This window comes from Microcoleus sp. FACHB-831 (genome assembly GCF_014695585.1).
Taxonomy (GTDB): Bacteria; Cyanobacteriota; Cyanobacteriia; order Cyanobacteriales; family FACHB-T130; genus FACHB-831.
Genome location: NZ_JACJON010000018.1, coordinates 46,458 through 70,747 on the forward strand (window position 1 = coordinate 46,458; position 24,290 = coordinate 70,747).

At 45.6% G+C, this 24,290-nt stretch carries 15 protein-coding genes; 7 read left to right on the forward strand and 8 right to left on the reverse strand.

Features of this window, described 5'->3' with window-relative positions:
* Positions 1–651 precede the first annotated feature (651 nt).
* From H6F77_RS02330 to H6F77_RS02345, 4 genes are all read left to right on the forward strand, one after another.
* On the forward strand, positions 652–1,320 hold the full coding sequence (locus tag H6F77_RS02330) for a WGxxGxxG-CTERM domain-containing protein (protein WP_190484963.1): 669 nt from the start codon (positions 652–654) through the stop codon (positions 1,318–1,320).
* 367 nt (positions 1,321–1,687) lie between these two features.
* Positions 1,688–2,509, forward strand: a complete 822-nt coding sequence (gene sppA, locus H6F77_RS02335) for a signal peptide peptidase SppA (protein WP_190484966.1) — start codon at positions 1,688–1,690, stop codon at positions 2,507–2,509.
* Positions 2,510–2,651: 142 nt separating this feature from the next.
* On the forward strand, positions 2,652–3,038 hold the full coding sequence (aroH, locus tag H6F77_RS02340) for a chorismate mutase (protein WP_190484967.1): 387 nt from the start codon (positions 2,652–2,654) through the stop codon (positions 3,036–3,038).
* 127 nt (positions 3,039–3,165) lie between these two features.
* A complete protein-coding gene (locus tag H6F77_RS02345; RefSeq protein ID WP_190484969.1) occupies positions 3,166–4,650 on the forward strand; it encodes a sensor histidine kinase in 1,485 nt (494 codons plus the stop codon).
* On the opposite strand, the gene crtR is transcribed toward H6F77_RS02345, so the two are convergent.
* On the reverse strand, positions 4,629–5,519 hold the full coding sequence (crtR, locus tag H6F77_RS02350) for a beta-carotene hydroxylase (RefSeq protein WP_190484971.1): 891 nt from the start codon (positions 5,517–5,519) through the stop codon (positions 4,629–4,631). The two genes, H6F77_RS02345 and crtR, sit on opposite strands and share 22 nt — an antisense overlap.
* 316 nt (positions 5,520–5,835) lie before the next feature.
* Between crtR and H6F77_RS02355 the strand changes: the two genes are divergently transcribed.
* On the forward strand, positions 5,836–6,684 hold the full coding sequence (locus H6F77_RS02355) for a COP23 domain-containing protein (protein ID WP_242021842.1): 849 nt from the start codon (positions 5,836–5,838) through the stop codon (positions 6,682–6,684).
* 37 nt (positions 6,685–6,721) lie between these two features.
* On the opposite strand, the gene H6F77_RS02360 is transcribed toward H6F77_RS02355, so the two are convergent.
* From H6F77_RS02360 to H6F77_RS02385, 5 genes are all read right to left on the reverse strand, one after another.
* Positions 6,722–7,096 (reverse strand): response regulator, encoded by a 375-nt coding sequence (locus H6F77_RS02360; protein ID WP_190484973.1) that lies wholly within the window; start codon positions 7,094–7,096, stop codon positions 6,722–6,724.
* 97 nt (positions 7,097–7,193) lie between these two features.
* Positions 7,194–10,280 (reverse strand): PAS domain S-box protein, encoded by a 3,087-nt coding sequence (locus H6F77_RS27725; RefSeq protein WP_190484975.1) that lies wholly within the window; start codon positions 10,278–10,280, stop codon positions 7,194–7,196.
* A gap of 318 nt (positions 10,281–10,598) precedes the next feature.
* Entirely contained in the window at positions 10,599–11,498 is a 900-nt protein-coding gene (locus tag H6F77_RS02370) for a winged helix-turn-helix domain-containing protein (RefSeq protein ID WP_190484978.1), read from the reverse strand.
* A gap of 337 nt (positions 11,499–11,835) precedes the next feature.
* The gene (locus tag H6F77_RS02375) at positions 11,836–14,625 is read right to left on the reverse strand and encodes a hybrid sensor histidine kinase/response regulator (protein WP_242021843.1); all 2,790 of its coding nucleotides are present in this window, start codon (positions 14,623–14,625) and stop codon (positions 11,836–11,838) included.
* A 406-nt stretch (positions 14,626–15,031) separates the two neighbouring features.
* On the reverse strand, positions 15,032–15,379 hold the full coding sequence (locus H6F77_RS02385) for a hypothetical protein (RefSeq protein ID WP_190484979.1): 348 nt from the start codon (positions 15,377–15,379) through the stop codon (positions 15,032–15,034).
* Between the two features lie 423 nt (positions 15,380–15,802).
* Here H6F77_RS02385 and H6F77_RS02390 point away from each other — a divergent pair, with 423 nt between their 5' ends.
* Both H6F77_RS02390 and H6F77_RS02395 read left to right on the forward strand, forming a co-directional pair.
* Positions 15,803–15,964, forward strand: coding sequence for a hypothetical protein (locus H6F77_RS02390; protein WP_190484981.1), 162 nt, complete (start codon positions 15,803–15,805; stop codon positions 15,962–15,964).
* Positions 15,965–15,982: 18 nt separating this feature from the next.
* Complete coding sequence (locus tag H6F77_RS02395) at positions 15,983–22,189, forward strand: CHAT domain-containing protein (protein WP_190484983.1); 6,207 nt, start codon at positions 15,983–15,985, stop codon at positions 22,187–22,189.
* A gap of 23 nt (positions 22,190–22,212) precedes the next feature.
* On the opposite strand, the gene H6F77_RS02400 is transcribed toward H6F77_RS02395, so the two are convergent.
* Together H6F77_RS02400 and H6F77_RS02405 are read right to left on the reverse strand one after the other, a co-directional pair.
* Entirely contained in the window at positions 22,213–23,052 is an 840-nt protein-coding gene (locus H6F77_RS02400; protein WP_190484985.1) for an alpha/beta fold hydrolase, read from the reverse strand.
* Positions 23,053–23,173: 121 nt separating this feature from the next.
* Entirely contained in the window at positions 23,174–23,920 is a 747-nt protein-coding gene (locus tag H6F77_RS02405; protein WP_190484987.1) for a lysophospholipid acyltransferase family protein, read from the reverse strand.
* Between the last annotated feature and the right edge of the window lie 370 nt (positions 23,921–24,290).

Genomic DNA, 24,290 nt, shown 5'->3' on the forward strand with positions numbered 1-24,290 from the left:
TGTGGGAATTACACGGCTTTGCTTTACATTATTGTACTCAATTGTGAACTTGTGTTAAGCAATTGCGATCGCCTTGCGGCATATCTCCAGACTTGGGTATTTAGGATTGCCATACCTAATTTATGTCCGCATATGCTATTTTTATCGCATTCAGAATACAAGCCTGTAGAGCGTTTTAGGGTTTTTTGTAACGGACGTAACAAACTTGCTTAACATCAGGCTCATTCTTTAGAGAGAAAATGACTTGGTTCCTGGGATAGAAGTTTGGCGAGACAGTAACAGTTACTTTTCTTAATATCGACGGAGCGAGTTGAAGCCAGGGTGTTACCAACAATGGTTTCGCGAAAGGTGAGGATTGGGGCTAGTAGGTGTAGCTAGCAGCGATCGCGATCGCGTTCCAAACACTCCTGGTTACTAACTCATTTTAGTTGCAAGCCAGGAGACACAGAGTAACTGGAAAAAACTACCGCCAGATCGCAAGCTGAAAATTTTTGGCTTGGCCCAAGTGATCTGGTCAGTAGCGCTGATTGAGGAAGGCTCAAGACTCTTAAAGAGGTCTGCGTTCGGTCTACTCAATTCAGCAGGTAAGTAGTTGTCAATGACTTTTTGAATATTAACAACCCGCAGGGATCTAAAAGAGAAACAAATACTATGAAGCCTTCTGATTTTTCAAAAGTTGTTTTGGCGAGTGCTTTTGCCCTGAGTGCAGCTACTTTGCCCTTAACGGTACCTGCTTCTGCCCAGACTGGCACATCTACTGGTGGCTCGACAACAGGTAGTGGCACATCTAGTGGTGGTACGACATCAGGTACTGGCACTAGCACATCACCCAGCACCACAGGTACTAGCGCATCACCCAGCACAACCGGGGGAACTGGCACGACAGGAACTGACACCACTACTGGTACTGGCACGACTGGAGGAACTGGCAGTGGTCTAGGCAGCACGCCGGGGGGAAGCAGCACATCACCCAGCACGACAGGAACTGACACGACTACCGGGACTACTGGCACGACAGGTGGAAGTAGCACTACTGGTACTGGCACGACAGGTGGAAGCAGCACATCACCCAGCACGACCGGAACTGACACGACTACCGGGACTACTGGCACGACAGGTGGAAGCAGCACATCACCCAGCACGACTGGAACTGATACGACAACCGGGACTGGCACGACGACTACAGGTACTACCCCTTACCAACAAGTTAGCCCTGAAAGACGCGATCGCAATAATAACTGGGGCTGGCTGGGATTATTAGGTCTAATCGGTCTCGCCAATCTGTTCCGTAAGAACAACGACAACTCCGCTTATCGTTAACGAACGGCCAGAATAATTCTGGTTGCCAATAGTTTTTGTTCCTAAGTAGAGTGGAGGCTGTCTCAGCCCACTCTACTTTCTGCATTCTCAAATTTTTGATGCCTAACCTTTAGCAGGCATGGAAATAAAAGTATAAATTTCTGTACAGCAAAAGCAAACTCTCCGTCTAAGTTTTATTTAAAAATAGCCAATTTGCAGATCTGCTCGAGAATTTGGATACGAGACAGGGGGTAAGTATATGAAAATCAGGCTTACAACCAAGCTAGGCCACGAAACTAACAGAGATCGTGCAAACTAGAGAAGGGATCGCCGCAAACCGACTTCCCGAAATTAATACATTCTTTCACGACTGGTTCGTTCACCGCACATGATCTGGCCTTTTAAGCCCAAATTTCGCAAACAAATAGCCCGAATAGAAATTACAGGAGCGATCGCAGGCGCAACCCGCAAGCGAGTTCTGGAAGCACTTAAAACCATTGAAGAAAAACGCTTCCCAGCTCTACTGCTACGCATCGACAGTCCTGGCGGTACGGTTGGGGATTCTCAAGAAATCTACAGCGCCCTAACCAGACTGCGTGAGAAAGTCAAAATTGTTGCCAGTTTCGGCAATATTTCCGCATCTGGCGGAGTCTACATCGGCATGGGAGCAGAACACATAGTCGCCAACCCAGGCACGATCACGGGTAGCATCGGCGTTATCATCCGGGGTAATAACATCGAGCGTTTGCTCGAAAAAATTGGAGTTTCTTTCAAAGTTATCAAATCCGGCCCCTATAAAGATATCCTATCTTTTGATCGGGAACTGACTGAGCCAGAAAAGGAAATTCTCCAAGAATTGATCGACACCAGTTACCTCCAGTTTGTCCAAACTGTTGCTTCAGCGCGTAACCTGGACATTGAAAAAGTAAAAAGTTTCGCCGATGGGCGCATTTTTACCGGAGAACAGGCTAAAGAGTTGGGTATCGTTGACAGGCTGGGAACTGAGGAAGATGCAAGGCGCTGGGCAGCAGAATTAGCAAATCTAGACCCTGAGAAAGCTCAGTGTTATACCTTAGAAGAGCGTAAACCCTTGTTAACCCGTCTGACATCACAAAAAGTGCAATTGCCAACAAGGTTGGCAACTGGGTTAGAGTGGTTAGAGTTTGATCAATCTACCAGCGGCCTGCCTTTGTGGTTATATAGACCATAATCGCTAGGTAATTGGTTATTAGTTTTTGGTTGTTCGTTGTTATAGTTGTGGGTTGTTGGCAGTTAGCGATCGCTGCTAATAACCAACAACCCACAAGAAAATTAACAATTAAAAAATAAGTAAATAAACGGAGGATTTTTGCGTGGAGTGGCGAGTAAAAGGAATTCGCGGGGCAACAACTGTTTCAGAAAATTCCGTTCAGGCTATCCGAGAAGCGGTCACGGAACTGATGGATGAATTGGAATCGCGTAATCAACTAGACCCAGATGAGATTATCAGCGTTGTTTTCTCTGTCACCCGCGATCTAGATGCTATCTTTCCTGCCGCGATCGCCCGCCAGCGTCCTTTCTGGGACAACGTTCCCCTCCTCGACGTGCAGCAAATGCACGTCGAAGGCGGCTTAGAGCGTTGCATCCGGTTTTTAATTCACGTTAATATGCCAGCCGCCCATAAGAAAATTCATCATCCTTATCTGCGCGGGGCAAAAAACCTTAGACCAGATTGGCAACTCGCTCCAGCCACCTTGTAGGTTTCCCCAACTCTAAAACTTTCCTGTTGCACGAAATTATAGCTTCTCCCCCGCTTCCTTCCCCCTCTCGGAAGGAGGCTAAGGGGTTAAATTTGTTGCAACATTTAATTATCTATAAAAAACAATTTTGGCTAAAAGTGAGTTGGGGATGCACTGGTCTATCAAAAACAAGATCGTCGGAGGTTTTGCTCTAGGCTCGGCAATTTTGCTCACTTCTGGTTTGGTTGGTTATGCGCGCACCCTTAGCCTGATCCAGGACAGTCGCTGGACTGCACATACGCAAGAGGTGCTTAAAGAACTGCAAAAAACACTCACCACTGTTACTGATGCCGAAACTGGACAGCGGGGCTATATCATCACAGGAGAAGAAACTTATCTAGAACCTTATAACAAGGCCATCTTTGCCATAGATGAACGTATACAGCGGCTGAGGAAATTGACAGCAGATAACGTCAACCAACAACGACGGATTAACGTCCTACAGTTGAAAATTTCCGACAGATTTGAGCTTCTTAAGTATACGATTGAATTACGCAAGACAAAAGGATATAACGCTGCGTGGGAATTTGTCTTGACTGGTTCGGGAAAACAGATAATGGATGAAATCCGGAATCTGATCGACCAGATGGAAACTGAGGAGAACGCTTTGCTGGCTGGTCGGTCTGAGAAGGAGAAAACTAGCGCCCACAACACAATTCTAAGTTACTTAATTGGTATATTTCTGAATTTTTGCCTGCTCTGCTTTGTCTATTATCAAATGCATCGCGAGATCTCCAAGCGCCAACAGGCAGAAAAGCAAATAATAGATTTGAATCAAGAATTGATGCGCCAAAGTGTTGAACTAGCAGCTGCTAACAAAGAGTTAGAGGCTTTTAACTACTCTGTTTCGCACGACCTACGCGCACCGCTACGACATATCAACGGTTTTACACTGCTGCTACAGCAATTTTACGCTGACAGTCTGGATGAGGAGGGTAAGGAGTATCTCCAACGTATGGCGCTGGCAGGTCAACGGATGGGGAAAATGATTGATGATTTCCTCAATTTATCGCGCATTTCACGCACTCCAGTTCAACCGCAAAGCGTTGATTTGAGCAGCCTAGCGGAAAGTATTGCACTCCAGCTGCAAAGTACGCAAGCTGACCGCAACGTAACATTTAACATAGCCAAAGGTGCGATCGCTCAAGGGGACGAAGGGCTATTACGATTAATGTTAGAAAACTTACTGGGTAATGCTTGGAAGTACACAAGTTCTAAAGTAAATGCCATCATTGAATTTGGCATAGTTGATAGTAACCGGAGACCAGGGGCTGGTGACGCTGAACTAGAGGAACGCAATAATGCATTTACGGCCTCTTCCCAATCCCCAACCCCTAATCCCCAATTGCCTACCCCTATTTACTTCGTCCGCGATAACGGTGTTGGTTTTGATATTAAACACGCTGAAAAAATATTTAAACCTTTCCAGCGTTTGCACTCGATTACTGAGTTTGAAGGCACGGGAGTTGGCTTAGCTACAGTGGGGCGAATAATTGAGCGTCATAGCGGTCGCATTTGGGTTGAAGCAAGTGTTGAACAAGGTGCGACCTTTTATTTCACGCTGGGTTTGTGACCGTGAAAATGGATGCCCAAAAAGAGGTCATAGACGAAACTCCAAAAAGCTTTCCCTTTCCACAATCCCAAAGTTTGCGGAGATCCTTTGGCATCTAATAATGGCTTAATAGCGTAATAGGTTGGCTGGTAGTTATACCAGGGAACAGAAGGCCACAAGTGATGAATGAGATGGTAATTTTGCCCCATAATTAACACATTTAAAATTGAGTTGGGGTAGACTCTAGCATTCTTCCAGCGATCGCGATCTTGGAATGGTCTGTGCGGTAAATAATCGAAAAACAATCCTAGTGCCAGCCCTACTATGAAAGAGGGTATAAACCAAAAATTGAGAATGTAACCCAAAAAGTGGTATTGAATTGACACATAGAAAATAGAACCGACTACCAATCGGCTCAAAAACCATTCCAGCAATTCATATTTGCGCCACAGCCGCCTTTTAAAGAAAAATACTTCGTGGTATAGAAAGCGCACCGGAATTAACCACAGCGGCCCACCTGTAGAAACATAATGATCCGGGTCGTTTTCCGGATCGTTTACATTTGCATGATGCTGTAAGTGAACGCGGGTAAAGACGGGGTAGGCAAATGCTAACATCAACGCGCTGCCATGCCCTAACATAGCATTGACAATTTTATTACGATGGGCAGATTGGTGGCAGGCATCATGAATCACCGTCCCGCAGATATGCAAAGCAATGACGTTGATGACAAAGCAGCACCAATCAGGCCAGTTCCACAGCCAATAACCAAAGTTTGATAGCACGGCAGCGATCGCCGATGCTAAAAACATTAGTAGTGTCGGGCTTAGATTCGCTGGCGCTTCCAAATATTCTCTGGGAACTGTCAGCGCCTTTACTGCCTCAGACATCTTTGCTTGTACTCCTTTTAATTAGACTAGACTGCAAAATCTTACCAAGGGCGTAGATACTCAGAACTGAAGGGAACATTTTTCAGTTTTACCCGTCATACTGACATCTAGGGGAGCAGTATACGTTTATAGCAATACCCCGCTGCGTCCAGTTTCAGCAGTTGCCCGCCCAGGTTCGCCTCTTCCGTAGTATAAGATACAAAGGCTATTTACAAAGATTTGTGAAGTAAGTAGCTAATTTAATTATCAGGATGCTGGGTAAGAAGCAGGGATGTTGGGGGGCGATGCGGGGCAAAAAAGAGTCTTGAAATCTGCTATGAGGATTGTTTCTATGTCACGACCGATGTATAAGGTTTCGTTGAAAAGTATTGGTTTAGCAATTGGTTTGGGAATGGTAGTAAGTATGGGGGCGGCGATCGCCGCCGAGCCGAATACCACCTCAAACGACTCCTTAACTAAACCTCAACGTGAAGATGTTGAGGTAGATACTAAGACAGAAGGTGACGAGTCAACAACGACAACCACTGGTTCAGCATCGGATAACAGAACAGTCACTCAAGCAGCAAGGTTTAGCTGCGAGTTGTTTAACGGTCAGCACACCGTAATGTACCACCCAAAAAGCCAACCCAATGAATCCTACCCTTGGGCGACTCCTAGTGCAATGGGGAGCGGTTGGTCGCCAGAACGTCGTTGTAACGAAATTAGCCGCCGATTGGAAACGTACCGCCCAGATGGCTTGCAAGAACTGCAAACAGCGGTAGAGAATAACTACAATACGATTTGTGTAACTACGCAGAAAGATCGCACCTGTAGGATTGTGCTTACAGTACCCCCAGGACAGAGTGCAGATATAACCCGCGATCGCGTGTTTGAAAACCTAACAATTGCTGACAGTGGCAAAACGACAGAAGGCGTCAACACCTTTGTAGGTGGCGGTAAAGATAGCGAACTGCTAGACCGAATGCTGGGTGCAGCCGGGTTGCCTGGAGTAGGCAAAGGCATCGGCAGCATCGGCGGAAATTCTATGAGAGCGAATGGTATTAACCTGCGACCCTTCTTAGATTCAGCAGACGGCGGAACTGGGGCAAAACTGATAGGAGGAGCGCGTTTCCGTAGCAATTCACGCTCTACTCCTCGTCGCTTAAGTCCAGGCAACTTCCGCTAAGGAAACCTCACCCTAACCCTCTCCCACAGGGAGAGGGTTAGGGTTGCAAAGCTTCTGCCACTTGCTCGGCAAGAGTCATGGGGTCGAAAGGTTTAGCAATAACTCCATTAATTCCTAATCGCTCGAAGCGGCGTCTATCGGCAGCTTGCATCTTTGCCGTTAGCAAAATTACAGGAATGTTTCGCGTCCTTGGATTTTCCTGCAACTTCTCAAACGTACTCGGGCCATCCAGGTCGGGCATCATCACATCTAGAAGAATAGCATCCGGCAGTTCGGCAGCGGCGACAGCAAGACCCTCACGACCAGAGCCAGCCGTCAGGACTTCCCAGTTTCCCACCATCTCCAAAGAAAGTTGAGCCACTTCCCGGATATCCTCTTCATCATCAATCACTAAGATACGCTTTGCCGTCATTTTGTACCTTGTCTGTGTCTGTTGTTCGCTTGACCCATGACCAATGACCCAAAAAGTAAAAAGGCAACTTTTTGCTTTTGCCTTTCTCAACCAGCGATTAACTGTGGGGAATAATTCGATTAAGTAAGGAAATAACGCGCTGTTCAAATTCGTCTGGTGAAATGCGCCCTTTGGTCAGAAACTCTGTCTGTCCCAGACGCAGCCGCTCCCGTTCAGCATTATCCACATCTTTAGCAGAATATACTACTAGCGGGATTTGGCTCAGGCGGTCATGCTGCCGTAGGCAATCTACTAGAGAAAAACCATCTGATTCTGATAGCACCAGATCCAATACCAGCAAGTCAGGAGTGATGCGCTGACTCAGATCGATAGCTTCTCGATCAGTAGTTGCGTGGAAAGTTTTGATGCCCCGTCGCTCAAACATAGCTGCGATCACTCGCCCCAGATCGATGTCATCCTCAACTACTAAGACTGTGGCTAACTTTTCTCGCTGCTGCACCGACTGCTCTAGAGCATGGAATAATGTATTTTCGTCTAGGGAGTTAGCTACCCAACCTCTAACATCTGCATGAGGAGAGTTAGCCTTGTTCTCTAGGGATAAATCGCTGAAGAGAATGATGGGGATATCCTTGGTATCGGGGCGCTGTTTGAGGATAGCAGCGGTTTCCCAGCCGTTCATACCGGGGACGAGCAAGTTGAGTAAAATCGCCGTCGGTTGCTCTTGCGTGGCCAAGTCCACCGCCTCCCGACCAGAATTGGACATTAAAACGTGGTAGTTTCGCTGTTCTAGTGAAGTTTTGAGCCTTGTGCAGACCGCAGGTTCGTCATCGCAGGCGAGGATTAAGGTAGCGATCGCTCGCTCTAGGGATGGCTGAATATCTGCTAGCTCTGTTACAGGGGCAATTTGGATTTCTTTAACTACTGGTAGGGTAAAGTAGAAGCTACTACCGCCACCCGAACAGCTTTCAACCCAGATGCGACCTTTGTGCTGTTCGACAATGCTGCGACAGATCGCTAAACCTAGACCTGTGCCTCCTTTAGCTCGCGAGTCACTCGCATCGACTTGCCCAAATCGCTCAAAGATGGTTTGGAGTTTATTATCAGGAATTCCCCGTCCGCGATCCTTGATTTCAAACAAGATTTCTTTATCTTGAGCTGTGGCGCTCAACCAGACTGTAGAGCCTTCGGGCGAAAATTTGATGGCATTGCTGAGTAAGTTCGTCAGGGTTTGGATGATGCGGTCTGGATCGCCCCAGACTTGGGCTGAAATGGGAGACACTGATATAGCAACCCCTGCCTTATCAGCTACGGGGGCGATCGCGTCTGACGCCTCAGACATCAGATTTGCGATATTACAAAGCTGCTTTTCTAAAGGAACGCGCCCCGACTCTATTCGCTCTATGTCTAGAATGTCGTTAATCAGGCGCACTAGGCGGTCAGTGTTGCTTAGAGCTATTTCCAGCATGCGAGTAGCGTTTTCAGGTCGCGATTTTAGCAGACCACCTGCTAGCAAGCCCAATGCACCGCGAATTGATGTAAGGGGCGTGCGTAGTTCGTGGCTGACGACGCCGACAAACTCATCTTTCATTCGTTCTATCAGTCGGCGATCGCTAATGTCGCGAGAAATCGCCGAAATACCTGTTACTTTGCCATTAGCATCGTGAATCGGAGAAACGGTTAGGGCGACATCAATTTGCTTGCCATCTTTTCTCACGCGCACTGTTTCATAAGAGTTAATACGTTCTCCCCGCTTTAGTTTTTCTAGAATTTCCTCCATCTCATCGAAGCGATCTGGTGGTAGCAAAATCGAAATATGTTGCCCCTTGACTTCTTGGGCACTATAGCCATAAATCTTCTGGGCACCAGAGTTCCAAGAAACAATGACGCCATCTAGGGTCTTGCCGATGATAGCGTCATCTGAAGATTCGACAATAGAAGCTAATTGAGATCGCGCTTCTTCCCCGCGCTTGCGATCGCTAATGTCTTGGATTTGACCAATAAAATACAACGGGTTCCCCTCGACATCGCGTACCAAGGAACCGCTTAACAAAATCCATACTACGTGCCCTTGCTTGTGCAAGTATCGCTTTTCCATTTCGTAGGAACGAATCTCCCCAGTTAGCATTTGGCGCACGTATTCGAGATCTTTATCCAAATCGTCTGGATGGGTGATTGCCTGAAATGTTGTTGTCAGCAATTCTTGCTCTGAATAGCCGACAATTTCGCACAAAGAGCGATTGACTTGCAGCCAACGCCCATCAGTTGATAAAAGCGCCATGCCAATTGCGGCGTCGTAAAATGCTCGGCGGAAGCACTCTTCACTTTCGGATAATGCTTCTTCAACAGCTTTGCGATCGCTAATGTCACGCGCAATTGTAGAAATATAATCAACAGTTCCATTGGGAGATTTGTGCGACATAATTAGCTGCGAAACTGGTATTTCACATCCTTGAGCGCTTAAAAATTCAGTTTCACCAATCCAGACACGATTACCAAGGGGATTTGCAATTATCCCATTGAGAATTATTTTAGTTGCCCAAGTCGGATGGACGCCCGGTATCTTTAGAGCTGATATTTCCTCATTCTCGCTGACTCCCAAAATTATCCGTGCGGCACGATTTAAGTAGAGGACTTCTCCGTTAATGTTCGCAGTACCAACAAAATCCGAAGTTGTTTCCAGGATGTTTACTAAATTAGCTCGTTCATCTTCTATACGCTTGCGTTGGCTAATTTCATGTTTTAGTTGTTTGTTAGTAAGCGCTAGGTCTTTTGCTTGTCGTTTCAGTTGCTGCGTTTTCTTGTACAAATCGATAAACACAGCTACCTTGGCTCTTAATATTTCTGGCACGATTGGCTTGAGCAGATAGTCCACTGCACCAAGAGCATAACCTTTGGATATCAGCGAGTCGCTATTACTAAAAGCTGTAAGAAAAATAATTGGCGTGTGCTTAGACTTCTGCCGTTCTCGAATTAAGGCTGCTGTTTCAAATCCATCTAGAATGGGCATTTGCACGTCGAGCAAGATCGCGGCAAAATCCTGCTTGAGGAGACATTTTAAGGCTTCCTCTCCCGAACTGGCTAAAACCAGATTTTGGCCCAAGCCCTCAAGTATAGCCTCCAAAGCCAGCAGATTATGCTGGCTGTCATCCACCAGGAGAATGTTTACTTTCTCACAAGGCTGCATATTTCTACCTCGACAGGGGTGACAAAGATGGCTCTCTCAACAAGCAGCGCTATGCTGCTCAATCTTTTAATTGTCATCTATCGGGAGGCATATTAGCAATTAGTACTAGCTGGTTCAGCTGAGTTGGCTAAAAAAAGGAGGCATACGCGCGATCGCCCAATTAAATCAAGTCCGCTGCGTGGTGGTATAGCGCTTGGCGCTACGCTTCGCTAACCAATCGAAGAACTCATCGCCAAATGTTGTGTTGTATGAGTGGCTGTACAAACCCCTATCCCGCTGTAAATCTCCATGAGGCATTTAATATTTTTTGCTGCTATGTTACCCGCTTCCCGGATATTTTTCTGTTTCTAGAAGCTCGTTTCGTAAAACAGCTAACAGTTCGCCTAAGTGTAGAGCCTCATTTTCACCTAAAAACGCTCCGCTGTTAAAAATTTCCTCTATTTCCTTGGCTAAAAGAGAACCACAAGGAAAACCAAAAGTACCTAATGAACCCGCCAGCTTGTGAGCCTCCGACTCTGCTTCAGAACGCAACCCCTCGGATAATTCGCCCAAACGCACAGCCGCGATCGCCTGCTCAATTACAATTACCCTAGCCACGATCTTGTCTTTGAAGCGCTGCCACACGCTGACCATTGCTGCCTGGATCTGTAGCTGCGTTGGGAGCTGGTGTGGGTCTGGAACAGATAAGGCTGGGACTGCGAAGAAACTCGGAGGTACGCAGAGGGAGAAAGGCTGAAAGCTTAAGTTACTGGGGTGCAAAGGCGATGGAGAAAATTGATGAATTGGTAAATTTCTTTGTTCTTCCTCCTTTGTGGAACTATCTGGATCGTCAGATTGCGAATCCGCGCTTGGAAACGTCTCTATAAGACTTGCACTCTGGCTTGCTTTACTACTCGTGCAGAATGTTTTTTGTCTGCAAAGACGATAACCCAGCCCATAAACCGTCTCTATAAAATTAGCAGGTGCCCCTGCTGCTTTGAGTTTGTGGCGTAACCCTTGGATGTGCCATCTAACCGCCTTCTGTTTCGGCTGTTTTCGCATAGCCCAGAGGCTTTCTAGTAGCTCTGTGAGGCTAAATACTTGCTGGCTGTTTTGCAAGAACAGCTCGACTAGACCATACTCCAAGGGAGTCAGATTTAGCAGGTTATTTTTATAAGTCACTTGACAGCTATTACGGTCAAGGCGCAGGTTTTCCCACTCAAGAACTGAAGGTGACACAGAATTACCCCAGCGCAGTAAAACTTTTATATAAGCTGATAATTAAGTTTTGACGACATAATTATTTGTTTTGGCATCCAACAACATGATTTTATCAGTGCTGGTGTCGGCAAACAGTTAACAAGAGAATAGATATCGCCAAAGCTATAGATTAAGCTATCTGGCTGTTTTTTGGGGAGCGATCGCCAAAATTTTAATCTGGTTGGGAAATACCTGATTGTTGTGGTTGATATAGGGCAAGCGATTGGCGCGATTTAGCAAACATTTAGCTTTTTAGCGGTATATGCAGCTACTATTAAGTGCCTAAAGTTAACCCAGGCGTTAAAAGCTAAGGTATCTACTTTTTACTGAGAGCCATTTGTACATTTTTCACTAATTCCTCTGACGTATAAGGTTTTGGCAAAAAGGTTTTGACATTACTGCCAACAGCTTCAGCTATCTGAGAATTTGAGGAAAGTCCGCTAACAGCAATAATTTTTACTTCGGGGTTTATTTTTTGCAAGGTGCGGATGGCTGTTAGGCCATCCATCGACGGCATCATGATATCAATCAACACAACATTAATGTCTGCTTTGTGTTCTGCATATAGCGCGATCGCCTCTATGCCATCGTTAGCAATTAAAACTTTGTAATCATAAGTTTCCAACGACATTTTTGTAGTTTCTCGAATGTAGTCTTCATCATCAACAACGAGAATTAATTCTCCATCCCCTCTGGGCAATTCGTAACTAGGCTTACTTGTTTCATTTGTGATAGCTGTATCCGTTGCTGGCAAGTAGACATTAAAGTGAGTTCCTTTTCCCAGTTGGCTAAATACCTTCACAAAACCGCCATGACTTTTTGTTATGCCGATTGCTGTTGAAAGACCTAAGCCAGTACCTTTACCCAGTTCTTTCGTAGTGAAAAATGGTTCAAAAATACGCTCCAATATTTCCGCAGGAATGCCACTACCTGTATCGGAAACTGTAATCACAACATATGGGCCAATTTTAGCATCAATGTTCATGCGGGCATAGCTATCATCAATCCATATGTTTCTGGCAGAAATCTCCAATACACCGCCGTTTGGCATAGCGTCGCGAGCATTAACGCACAGGTTCATCAGTACCTGGTGCAGTTGCGTAGAATCAGCAGAGATAGGCCAAAGTTCTAAAGTCTGTATATCAGTGCGTATGTCGATACTTTTAGGAAATGTCTGTCTACCAATTTGCTCAATTTCTAATATTAAATGCCCGACTTGTAGAATTGAACGCTGACCTTCTACTCCTCGGGCAAAGGACAGCACTTGTTTAACTAAATCGGCGCTCCGTTTAGTATTAGTTTCTAATATTTTTAGTAGCCGCTGGCTCTGTTCGTCTTGGATTTTTTGTTTTAGCAATTGAACAGATATTAGAATTGGTGATAGCGAATTGTTAAGGTCGTGGGCAATACCGCTTGCCAGAGTGCCGATACTTTCCATACGTTGTGCCCTCAGAAATTGGGTTTCGAGTTGCTTTTTTTCTGTAATGTCAGTGTTGACAGTAAGAATAAATTTTGGCTGCCCATCTTCATCCCGCACAAGAGTCCAGCGGCTCGCAACGACAAGTTCTTTACCATCTTGCGTGACTTGATGCAATTCTCCCTGCCACTCACCTTTTTCAGCAATAATTTCTTGATTCTTTTGGAGCTGAGGATAAGGTTCCTTATACAAAAGCTGGTTAGCATTCTTGCCAATAACTTCTTCTATTTTCCATCCGTAAAGAACTTCAGCGCCTTTATTCCAAAATATAATTTCGTTGTTTCGATCCCGAACGAGAATAGCATCTGTGGTTATATCCAGCAAAGCAGCTTGTTCGCGGATTTTGTTATTTGCCTGTTTGCGATCGCTGATATCTAGGACGAAACACACAGAGTTTTCTTCAGACGGTTCTACGAGCGCTCCACCCACCAAAACAGGAAGGCGGCTACCATCTTTGCAGATAAATTCTTTCTCAAATGGGGTACAAACGGCAGAAGTTGTAAGTTCTGCCATCGCTTTTTCATCCAAATCGCGATATTCCTGTGGAGTTAATTTATCCCAACTTAATTGCCCTGATACCAGTTCATCGCGTTCATATCCCAGCATCTTTAGAAACGTATCGTTAGCGTCTGCAATTTTACCGCTTAAGTCTGCTAACATGATTCCAATAATATTGGAGTCAACTAAGCATTTAAACCGAGCTTCACTTTTTTGGAGTTCTTTAAAAGCTTGTTCTCGTTCCTCTTCTGCTCGTTGGCGTTGCGTAGCCGCCGCCACAGCATCGCTGATATCAACAATAAAGCCAATCATCCTACTAATATCGCCTGCACTATCTAGAAAGAAATAGCCATTTTCTTCAACTGTGATGTAACTACCATTTTTCCTAACTACACGGAATTCCAAATGAAATGGTTCTTTTTTTGATAAAACGCGGCTGATTTCTGCCTTAAACAAATTTTTATCTAACGGGTGAATCAACTCGATCCAGCGACTCAAACCTCCTGACATCTCCTCTATCGAGTAGCCTAATATTCTTTCTATATCGCCATCATACGTTACATCGTTAGTATGAGAATCCCAGTCGTATAAAATCTGGCCGCTAGCCTGAATCACTGCTTCATAACGATTTTTCCACTCTGCTAACTCAGCTGTATGGCGTCGTAAATCTTCTTCTACCCGCTTGCGCTCAGAGATTTCTTGTTCTAGGTGTAGATTTTGCTTTGTTAGCCTTTTTGTAAGGTTTCGCAGTCTCAGATGTATGTTGACGCGGGCTAAAACCTCTTCATGCTGTAGCGGCTTTGTGATGTAATCGACTGCCCCAAGATTCAACCCTTTGACCTTATCTACCGTGTCGGTAAGTGCGGTCATAAAAATTATAGGTATATCTTTAGTTAAATTATTTGCTTTCAGGCGCCGACAAGTTTCAAAACCGTCTACCCCAGGCATCAGTACATCCAACAATATTATATCTGGCGTTGCATATGCAACTTTCTCAATTGCACTTTCACCATTTTCTGCTACCAACACTTTGAACTTAGATTCGGCTAAAACATCAAACAATATTTTTAAATTTGTGGGATTGTCATCAACAATTAAAATCGTATTTTGAGCGCAATCGTTAATATTCATTGGTATCTCCAATAGTGTTGGGCAGACTCTAGAATTTATTTCTATTTAAAGTTTTATTTGGCTTGATGTATATGGTGTGAAAACCCGTATCTAGTGCGGCTCTAAAGTCTTCATTTTAGCTGTTTGTCCTAAAATCTCTTTCAAATCGCCCATCCATACCAAAGTAACCTCGGAAAATACAAATCAAGCCAGAAACCGTTGTCCTTGCATATCTTAATATTACTTAAATTTTTTGCTGAAATTCGACAGGCATCTGCTGCTACTTGTGCTGTTATAGCATTAGTAGCTAAGTCCTTAAGACTGAATAGGCGTGGCTTGTTAAGAATCCCTTCTGTGGGTTCGGTAACAGATTGGAAAGTACTGACAACACGCTCCGAATCGTCGTGAATGAGACTGTGAGAAAATGTTAAGTAAGCCTCGTAGATATAGATGAGATGATATACCCAAATTCTGTCCGCCAAGGGTATGCTGCCTGTCGCATTGCTCTAGGATGCTGGTTGACATCAAGAATCCGACGGAATCCGTCGTTGTAGAACTGGGCGTACTCTGTTCCCCGCTGAAACAGCACCGAGAAGCGCGAGGCTAAGATGATACTTAGCAAGGTCTGGAGCCAAGTACTAACAGGAACCGCTAGGGCTTTTGGCCATTCGAGCGTTAGCGAAGCGACTCTTTCGGAGTTTCGCGTTATTTCGCCCATACCCCCGCCAACAGCAAGGCAATCTTCTGGTTTAACCTCCTTCATCTCATCAATCACAAGCTCTCCTCCCCTCTGACTCTAGAAATAACATCAATTGAGAAGATTTTGCTTTTGTATTTAGAATGCCCTCAAACTTAAAAAAAATATTCTCTACTAAATTATTCTAAATATTACAAAATAAAAGTTTTTATTTACTTTGGGCTAAGGAAAGGATAAATTCTCTAAAAGATACTTATCTTGGCTATGTATAACCTACTCTATCCTCAACGGAGTTAGCAGTTTGGGGCATAAATGATAGCAAATTTACCTTTAGTTATTACCCCTTAAGAGTATTGGGTAAGAATGGTACGAGTAGAGTTTTGAGTTTTAAGTTTATAATTTAGCAACCCCCGCTCCCTAGTTCCTTTGAGGGGAGGCATTTACGTTTAAGTATATTCATCTATTTATCAAATAATTAGGCACTAGGCACAACCTAAACGTATGGATTACCAGGGTAAAGGATTATCAAACTGGTGCAAAAGCGATCGCAATGAAATTATTTTAATTTGCACCGATTTTTCACGAGCTAACGACAAGCGAAGCGCGATCGCCAATATATCTCATGTTGCTAAAATTATATATAGCTTTAGAAATATTGATTAAGAGTAAGGGGCATTTAAAGTGAAATCAGATTTTAGAATTCTACTGTTGTCACTTGTAGCCTTGCCTCTGAGTACGACATTCAGCTTACCTCAACCCGCACAAGCACAGTCTATCACCCCAGGTGATGACGCTACGGGTACAATTGTCACGCCTGATAGCAAGAAAATCGACATCACAGGAGGAAGCCTTTCCAAAGATGGCGCGAATCTATTTCATAGTTTTGAAAAATTTGGTTTGAAGCAAGGCGAAATTGCTAACTTTATCTCAAATCCGACTATCCAAAATATCCTGGGGCGCGTTACTGGTGGCAATGCTTCTTATATAAATGGCTTAATTCAAATTACAGGCGGAAATGCAAATTTATTTTTAATGAACCCCGCTGGCATTGTTTTTGGTTCTAGTGCAAGCTTGAACGTGCCAGCAGCATTTACAGCTACTACGGCAACTGGTATAGGTTTTGGGAATAACTCGTTAAATGCCTATGGCGCGTCAAACTATGCAGCATTAGTAGGAAAGCCCAGCAATTTTACCTTTAATACATCTAACCCAGGCAGTATTATCAACGCGGGTAATTTAGGTGTAAATTCAGGGCATAATTTAGCTTTATTAGGCGGCAATGTTGTTAATACTGGGACCCTGACTTCGCCAGGGGGCAATATCACTATAGGGGCAGTCCCCGGAACAAGTAGAGTACGCATTAGTTCTGAGGGAAATTTGCTGAGTTTAGAGGTGGAGACTGGCAATAACTCAACATTAACTAATAATCCCCTTTCTTTAGCAGAATTACTGACAGGCTCGGGGATAACTTTAGCAGACAATATCGGCGCAAGCAGCACCAACGCGATCGCATCCGGCAAACTCGATGTATCCGGTGAAACAGGCGGTAGTGTCAAGGTTTTAGGCAACAACGTAAGCGTCATCGATGCAAACATCAACGCTTCTGGAACGAATGGCGGTGGTACCGTCCTCATCGGCGGAGATGATCGAGGCAAAGGTACTGTACCAAATGCCAATCGCACCCTATTCAACAGCAACTCAACGATTAATGCAGATGCGCTGACGAATGGTAACGGTGGAAAAGTAATAATTTGGGCAGATGATACAGCCAGTATTTACGGCAAAATATCGGCACGCGGAGGGTTATTTTCTGGGAATGGCGGCTTTATTGAAACTTCTAGCAAAAAGTTTCTTAATCTCACATCAACCCCCAATGCTAGCGCCGCTAATGGCATCGCTGGTACGTGGTTAATTGACCCGACTGATATCACAATTGTAAGTAGCAGTGGCGGCGCAATTGGTACGAACTCGGTGGATGTCGCCAATATCAACGCTGCTCTTAATATTGGAACGAGTGTCATCCTCGACACCGCAACTGCTTCTGGCGCTTCTGGTGCTGGTGATATAACTCAGAACAGCGGGGCAAATATTAACAAAACAGGTGGTGGAGATGCCACTCTGACTTTACTAGCTACAAACAGCATAATTTTGAATGGCGCGATCGCCTCTACTAGCGGCAAGTTGAACGTAACCCTCAACGCTGATTCTGATGCAAATGGTGCAGGCGCGATCGCTCTAAATTCAGGTTCTGTCATTAACTCCAACGGCGGCGATATAGTTCTAGGAGGTGGCAGCAACCCATTAATTAATTCTGCAACAGGCACATCAGCAAATCCCATCGGAGTCAACATTAGCGGTGCAAACATTAATGCAGCCGGAGGCAATATTTCTATCGTAGGAACGGGAGTTGCAGGTGTTAACGGCAGCTACGGTATCTTCCTTTCCAACAGTGCCGTTGTGCAAACAACCGGAACGGGGAACATTAACCTTAAAGGCACTGGCGGCGCGTCAGGAGGTGCCAACCGGGGCATTTACGCCACAGGTGTGGGCAGCAAATTATCCGTAGAAAATGGCACCCTCAATTTGATAGGAATTGGCGGTGCAGGCGTAGAGCAGAATCAGGGCATTATTTTAGGAAACGCTTTCCTTGCTGAATCTACAGGTACGGGCGCGATCGCTATGAACGGTACAGGTGGGACGGGAAGCAATTACAACTATGGCATCAACATTGGCGATTTTCTTGGTTCTCCTGCCGCTGTCACCTCTGCGAAGGGCAATATCAGCCTAACAGGTACTGGTAACGGGACTGGCAGCAATAACTTTGGCATTCTGCTCTCCGGTAGCGTTGTGCAAACAACCGGGACGGGGAACATCAACTTTACAGGTACTAGCGGCGCGACAGGAATTGCCAACCGGGGTATTTACGTCACAGGTGTGGGCAGCAAATTATCTGTAGAAAATGGCACCCTGAATCTGATAGGAATAGGCGGTGCAGGCGTAGCGGAAAATCAGGGCATTATCTTAGGAAACGCTTTCCTTGCTGAATCTACAGGTAGCGGAGCGATCGCTATGAACGGTACAGGTGGGACGGGAAGCAATTACAACTATGGCCTCTACATTGGCAATTATGGCGGTTCCCCTGCAACTGTCACCTCTGCGAACGGCAATATCAGCCTGACAGGTACTGGTAACGGGACTGGCAACCACAACTATGGCATTATGCTTGACTCCGGCGGGCTTGTGCGCTCGACTGGGATGGGCAATATTACCATGATTGGCAATGGTAGCACTGCTGGGGCGGGCAACAATATCGGGATAGAGGTGACAAGAGCAAACTCGAAAGTCACTTCTTTAAATGGCAATATTACTCTGATCGGTACTGGTAGCGAGACTGGAAACAGCAATCACGGTATTGGGCTGGTCGATGGGGGGGTGTTGCAATCGACTGGGACGGGGAATATTATCCTGACAGGTAATAGCAGTGGCGTCTCTGGTGCAGGCATTTATCTTCCGTCGGCGGCTAGTTTGACTACAAGTGGTGGAACTATTAGCTTGACTGGAAATAGCACCAATACTAATGGCAATGAAGGTATCTTCAACTCTGCGTCAATCAACTCGAACGGCGGCGCGATCGCCATTACCGGAACTAGCAACAATAACATCGGCGTTCAAGTTAAAAATTCCATCAACTCTAGTGGTGGCGCGATCGCTATCACCGGAACTAGCGCTAATAGTAACGGAATTCAAGTAGAAAATGCCATCAATTCTGGCATTGGTAATATTACCCTAACTGCCGATCGCATTAATCTTGATGCTGGCGGAACTCCTTCATTAATTGGTACCGGAAACATACTATTGCAGCCATTTAGTCCCAGTTCCAATCTGCAAATTGGCGGTAGCGGTGATGCCACTACAACATTCTTGAACTCGACCGAATTAACAAGATTGGCGAATGGTTTTAACTCAATTACCATCGGGCGAAGCGATCAAACTGGCGCGATCGCTATTACTGGTGATGCGACTTTTAATAATCCGGTAACAATTCAAGCTCCAGGGACGGGCGGTTCTATTACTTACACTGCTGGCAATTTAACTGGCGCAGGCAACGCTACAGTTACCCTGAATGCTGATAAAAATATTACTACGGGCAATATTACTAATTCAGGTAGAGCAATTAATATAACTAGCGCCAACGGCAGCATCGATACAAGTGCAGGTATTTTAGACGCTACCAATAGTAATGGTAATGGAGGAGCGATCGCTATTAGTGCTAATAACGGCAGTATTACAACTAGCGCTTTAGATTCGCGCCCTCTTGGTACTTTTGGCAGCGGAGGCGAAATTTTTCTCAATGCTAACAGCAATATCAGCACTGGGCTATTGCGTTCTCACACGGGCACTTTTCCTGGCAATGGTGGCAACCTCACCATCAATAGTAAGGCGGGGACAGTAACCGCTTCATCAAATTTAGATGCTAGCAGCTTTGTTGGTAACGCGGGAAATATTAGTGTTTCCGCTTTTGGAGATATTAATATTGGCGGCTTTGTTCGCGCTTATGCTAAAGGCTCTAGCGGGTCTGGTGGTGGAGGTAATATTACTCTAAACAGTACCAATGGCTTGATTAAAACAGCAGGAGATTTGGAATCTTACAGTAATAATGCTGGGAGTAATTCAGGAGCGATCGCTGTTAATTCTTTAGGCGATATTAGGATTAGAAATGTATTAGCTTACAACTCCAACTTTAGCGGCGGTACTGCGGGAAGTATTAATATCCACAGCACAGCCGGAAATATTAGCACCGCCTCGTTGGACACTGCAACTAATGGTGTTAACGGCAATGCATTAAATATTAGTGCGAAAGGCAACATTAACATTAACGGCTACATTCGCTCTTATTCAAATGGTTCTGGCAATGGCGGCAGAATTGGCATTACCAGCATGACTGGAAACATCATAACTACAGCAGCAGAATTAGACTCTCATTCTAAGTCTGGCAATGGAGGGGCGATCGCGCTTACTGCCAATAACGGCAACATTACAACCACTACTATCAACAGCAATAGCAACGGTAGCGGTAAAGGTGGATCAGTTGATATCAATGCTGGCAACTTATTCCGCGCCACAGGCACTTTTAGCGATCGCAATGGAATAAAAGCCAGTATTTCTAGTGCTGATGCAGCGAATGGCGGTGCAATTACTATCCGACACAATGGCAGCACGGCAACAAGTTTTATCGTCGGTGATGCCACAACTAACGGAACTGCGGGAGGTATAACCAGCGGGGCAAATAATGCGATCGCCCCCACATTTACCATTCCCGTACCGCCGGGAACTTACACTATGGGCAATATCAATATAATTACCCCAGCACCGCAGATAATTACCCCAGCAACGCAGGCGATCGCGCAGCTTGCTCCTGAGATCTCCCTAATCCGTGAACCCACAATTAACAGCGATCGCAGCCCCACTGCTGGCAGCATCAACAACAACCAGATCTTGAATTTAGATCGCAGCCTCGAACCTGACACTGTAAATATGGCGCGATTGCGGAGCGATCGCAGCCCCACTGCTGGCAGCATCAACAACAACCAGATCTTGAACGTCAATAGGGCTGTCGCTCCACAACCCCTTCAAGCAGTCCGTGCCTCGGTAAGTCAAGCTCTTGACGCTGGCAGAATCGAAGTTGCAGTGCCAAAAATTGAGCAACTATCGGCACAGAAATATGCGTCTTACTTGGGACAATCTGTGGCAAGTTCTGAAACTTCCCCTCAAAGCATCAGAGAGACTCTGAGAAAAATATATTCTCAAACTGGTAAAAAGTCGGCTATTGTCTACACTCTAGTACGACCAGATCAACTCGAACTTGTATTAATTACTGCCACTGGTGAAACCATTCACAAAACCATCCCAGCCGCCAACCGCGACACTCTCTTAGCTGTTGCCAAAGATTTTCGCAATCAAATTGCCACTCCCAGCAAACGAAACATGAGGAGCTATTTGAAATCGGGGCAACAGTTGTATAAGTGGCTGATTGCACCCATAGAAAGCGAACTGCAACAGCGAGAGATAAACACCCTCCTATTCTCAATGGATGATGGATTGCGTACTCTACCCCTTGCCGCTCTGCATGATGGTAAGCAATTTCTAATAGAAAAATACAGTTTCAGCCTCATCCCCAGCCTCAGCTTGACCGATACTCGTTACCAAAGCCTCAAGGACGCCCAACTCTTGGCGATGGGTGCGTCGCAATTTAAAGATCAGCAACCTTTACCCGCTGTTCCAGCCGAACTTCGAGCGATCGCTCAAGAGTGGCCAGGCAAGTTATTGCTCAACGAAGCTTTTACCCTGAATAATTTGAAGTCCCAACGCGCTAATGTGCCGTATCGCATTATTCACCTAGCCACTCATGGCGAATTCATGCCCGGAGCTGCAAGCAATTCTTACATTCAACTGTGGGACGCCAAGCTGCAATTGGATCAACTGCGGCAGCTAGGCTGGAACGACCCGCCAGTCGAGTTGCTGGTGCTGAGCGCATGCCGCACAGGTGTGGGTGATGATAATGTCGAGATGGGCTTTGCGGGTTTGGCTGTCCGAGCTGGTGTCAAGTCAGCCTTAGCTAGTCTTTGGTATGTGTCAGATGAAGGCACGTTAGGGTTAATGAGCGAGTTCTACTACCAGTTGCACAGAGCGACTATTAAGGCTGAAGCTCTCAGACAGACGCAGATAGCGATGATCCGAGGAGAAGTCAAGATTGAAGAGGGTCAAATGCGAGCTTCACAGCTCCTCAGAGGAGTGCCGCTGCCACCCGAATTAGGTGTTGTGGGAAATATAAGTTTATCCCATCCCTATTATTGGTCAGGCTTTACGATGGTTGGCAGCCCTTGGTAAAGTCTTTGGGCAGACAAAACGTACTAAGAAGCCGACAGCAGGGAAACAGCATCCCTACTTTCTAAAAAATTATTTGCTTTCATAATTTCGTATAGGTTAACGTCTTCTTCTAGCAGGCAAGCATGACCGCACTTAGGCAGAACAACTACTTTGGCGTTAGGTAGAACTCCGGCTAGGCGTTTTGCTTCAGCTACAGAGGGCAATAGTCGGTCTGCGCCTCCGCCAATTACTAGCACTGGTTGGGCGATCTCGGCCAACTCGCTTTCGTCAACGTCAAACTCTCTAATTAGCGCCAGCCGCCAGATAACGGTTTTTGGGGGTACTGATTGCATGGCGTCTAGTAAGGCGCGAGTGTCTTCTCTCGATACTCGTTCCATTGCAGACAAAAATGGCAACAACCACACCGATCCCAAGCGGTACAGAACTTCGGGTATCCAGCCGCTCACTAGCGATCCCCAATTCAACCAAGCGCGTTGATTAAAGGATGATGCTGGATTGACTAAAATCAGCCTATCGAACAATGGGGGTGAATGCGGCTGACGCATTCTTCGCCTACGCAGGGCTACTTTGATTGCCAGACAACCGCCAAATGATTCGCCGCATAGATAAACAGACCTATCGGGTTGTTTTTCTACTTCTTTTTCAATCAAATCCACAACTTGCTCGGTGAGAACATCCCAACTGGCCAAATCGTCGGCGGGGATCGCCAAACAGCGTATGTCAAATGCTGATTCTAATCCTGCTGTTTGTCTTCTGAGCAGCTGCCCGTTTCCATCCATTCCCGGCAGATATACAAAGAGCGGGTAGTCTGGATTCAGCTTGCTGGGGGTAAGGAAACAAGGATGACTTTTGACTTCAACCATGAGTAGTTGTTAATTGTTGATTGCTCAGTGTTCCTTACTATTAGTTTTAGTTATGAACTATGAACTATAGCGATAAAATTAATGAGTACTATTACTCATTTTACAAGCAGCTGTCCGTTGTTTAAAAACAGCCTTGACGGAGTAAGGTGGCGATTTCTTCTTGACAATAGCCGAGTAGGTCGTTAACAACAGTTTTGGCGTGCTTTCCTTGATATTGTTCCCTAGCTGGGCGCGTAATCCAACGAGGACGACCAATAAAAACGCTTGCACGACGATAAACGACTAGGGGATGCCAACCAGCGCGGTCGAAGAGTGGTTCTGAGGGATCGAATAGGCTCAATAATCTCAGCGGTACTCCGGAGCTGGTAGATTCTTCGAGGGATGCGATCGCCACGGGCAAAACAGCTAAATTGCGTACAGGCGTATCGGTTGCTCCTCCGCAGGCGGCTCGCAAAGCTAAATGAGCAAACCCACGCTGAAACTGCTCCATTTTGTGGGGATCGGTCAAACGCACCATAGTTTGAGCGCCTTCTGGAAAAATCCCAACCACCTGACCTTGCTGCAACAGCTTTATCGCCTGTTGAAAAAAACTTTGCTGCCGATGTTCCGGTGTATCTAAAGGAAAGCACCCCAATTGTTGGACAATCTCCCGCATCACTGGCACTTGTCCCATGTAGTGATGGCAGGCAAAGCGAATCGGACGGTTCACCGCCGCCATCAGCAAGGGTGCATCCATGAAGCTGCGATGATTGCTAACTACCACTACAGCACCTTCTTGAGGAATGCGGTTCTCATACGAGAGATACATCCGCGTTCCCATCGTGGCAAGCAGTAAGCGAGAAACCTGGAGTGGTGTATCTAGAGACATGGGTTAAAGCCAGCGTTTAGGCCAAAGCTTAATTATTCTTAATATAATTATCAAATAACGTTTATGTTAATTACGAATACCTAGAGGTAGAAATATTAAGCATTTACCAACCATAAGTAAGAACTAAGATTTTGCACCCTACTCGGAAAATAGCAACTCTCTCGTTCTTAGGTTTGACGTTCAAGCCTTAGTGCCTGTTTGCCTCTGCTTGAAGAGTTATTAGTTAAACTTACAGCATCTATCATAAATAATTATACATTTGTGTGGTATAGGAGTATGTAAAGCTAACAGATAAAGTAGCAATTAATATAAAAAACCCTAAACGCTCGGATATGATTAAAAGCAGTTAATAGCGCTTTTTTTTGCCATT